Annotated in this window: 2 protein-coding genes; both read left to right on the top strand. The window is 76.5% G+C overall.

Annotated features, from left to right (window positions below):
- Nucleotides 1-157 precede the first annotated feature (157 nt).
- The gene (locus tag ACWF9Z_RS27215) at nt 158-1267 is read left to right on the top strand and encodes a chaplin (protein ID WP_453606071.1); all 1110 of its coding nucleotides are present in this window, start codon (nt 158-160) and stop codon (nt 1265-1267) included.
- 156 nt (nt 1268-1423) lie between these two features.
- Nucleotides 1424-1768 carry a hypothetical protein gene (locus ACWF9Z_RS27210; RefSeq protein WP_453606069.1) on the top strand — a complete coding sequence of 115 codons (345 nt, stop codon included), beginning with the start codon at nt 1424-1426 and terminating at the stop codon, nt 1766-1768.
- The last annotated feature ends 143 nt before the right edge of the window (nt 1769-1911 follow it).

Raw genomic sequence — 1911 nt, 5'->3', positions numbered from 1 at the left:
GCTCCTCCCACCAACCCCCCCCACCCCCCCCCGCCCCCCCGCGCCCCCCCGCCCCCCCCCCCCCGGGGGGGGGCCGCGCGGGGGGGCGGGGCCCCCCCCCCCCCCCCCCACCTCCGATTCAGCACCGGCCGCTGCGCCGGTAGACAGGGAAGGACCCATGCGACAGGTACTGAGCCGACAGGTACTGGGCAAGGGGATGCTCACCGCGGCCGCCGCGTCGAGCCTGCTGTCGATCGCGACCGGCGCGGCCTACGCGCACTCCGGAGCCATGGCCGAGGCCTCGCATTCCCCGGGCGTGCTGGCCGGCAACAGCGTCTCGGTACCGGTCACCTTCGCACCCAACGTGTGCGGCAACACCGTGGACGCCGGAGCGGGGCTCAACCCCGCGATGGGCAACCACTGCGCCACCACGACCGGGTCCGACACCCGGCACGACCACGCCTACGACCGCTACCTCAGCCCCGAGCAGGCGGAGGCCTTCGCGCAGTACCTCGACGAGCGGGAGGCCCGGCACGCGCAGCGGCCCGGGGAACGGCACGAGGAGGGCGGCTACGGGGAATCCCCGCGGGTCCCCCACCAGGGCGGCGCCCCGCACCATGACAGCGCCCCCCACCAGGACGGCTACGGGAACTCCGGCGAGGAGGAGTGCGACGACCACCCGGCTCCCGGGAGGCCCGGGCCGAGGCCGCAGCACGCGCCGAAGCCGCACGCCGAGCACCCCCGGCCGCCGGCCCCGCACCACGCGCCCCCCGCGCCGAAGCCGATGCCCCGGCCGGAGCCCGCGGCGGAGCACCCGGCCCCGCAGACGCCCCGGCCCCTTCCGGCCCCGGCCCCCGGGCCCGCCCCCGTGGAGGAGGCGCACACGCTCCCCGCGCCGGCCCCCGTCGCGCAGGAGGCTCCCGCGCCGATGCCTCCGCGCGGCAGCCAGTTCACGGAGCACCCGGCGGCTCCGGTACCGCGGGACGTACGGCCGGCCGACCAGCCCCCGGCTCCCCCGGCCGGCGACCTGCCCGTCCACCTGCCCCCGGCTCCCGCGCCCGCGCCGGTCCCCGCACCGGTCCCCGCGCCGCCCGCGCCCGTAGCCCCCGCGCCCGTGGCCGTGGGCGTCCCCGCCGCGCCGCCGGCGGCTCCGGTCGCCACGCCCGCACGGGCCGCCGTCCCGGAGCTCGCCGCGACCGGCGCCGGGCAGCCCGGCGCCGCGGCGGCCCTCGCCGCGGCCCTGGTCCTGGGCGGCGCCATTCTGTACCGGAGGTCCCGTATCGCCTGACGGCAATACCGGTAATCAGAAGAAATATCGGCCGGAGAGTCCCTTGTCGGATTCTCCGGCCGTTGCCGTGTTCGGTTCCGCGTTTCCGTAACGTCGGGGAATCGTTAGCCAGGGCGATAGTGGCGCGAAGGTCGCCACGGGAAAAGGATTTCGATAATGAAGCTCTCGAAGGTCGCCGCCGTGGTCGTCGGTTCCGTCGCCGCCCTCGGCGCCGCTTCCCCCGCCTTCGCCACGGAGGCGCCGGCCGTCCCCATGAGCGCGACGAGCGGACTCACGGAGGTGCTGGGCGCCGTCAACCCCGTCTCGGAGGCGCTCCCCAACACCGTGGCCAACGGGATGGCGGAGCAGGGCGAGAGCGTGGAGAAGGTCCTGACCACCGTGCAGAAGGTCAACGAGGTCCGCAACAACGCGCCGGGCGAGGTGCTGCACCTCGCGAACGGGGCCACGCAGGCGTCCCCGCTGCTCGGCGGTGTGAAGCTCAACGGCGGCGGCCACCACTGACGTTCGGGCCGCCTTCCCGGCTAAACGACCGTGGGGGCCCCCCGCCCGGGCCGGGGGCCCCCCCCGCGCAGTGTGCGGCATGAGGACCGCGGTGGCGCCCTGTGTGAAGACCACCAGGTTAAGCACACCCAGAACGGTCACAG

Source organism: Streptomyces sp. NPDC054961 (assembly GCF_053609145.1).
The sequence above is the reverse complement of the archived record's forward strand: the minus strand, read 5'-3'. Positions and strand labels throughout refer to the sequence as shown.

Excerpts from the sequence above, each read along its gene's own strand:
- ACWF9Z_RS27210 (WP_453606069.1), top strand. The coding sequence starts at position 1,424 with ATGAAGCTCTCGAAGGTCGCCGCCGTGGTCGTCGGTTCCGTCGCCGCC.
- ACWF9Z_RS27215 (WP_453606071.1), top strand. The coding sequence starts at position 158 with ATGCGACAGGTACTGAGCCGACAGGTACTGGGCAAGGGGATGCTCACC.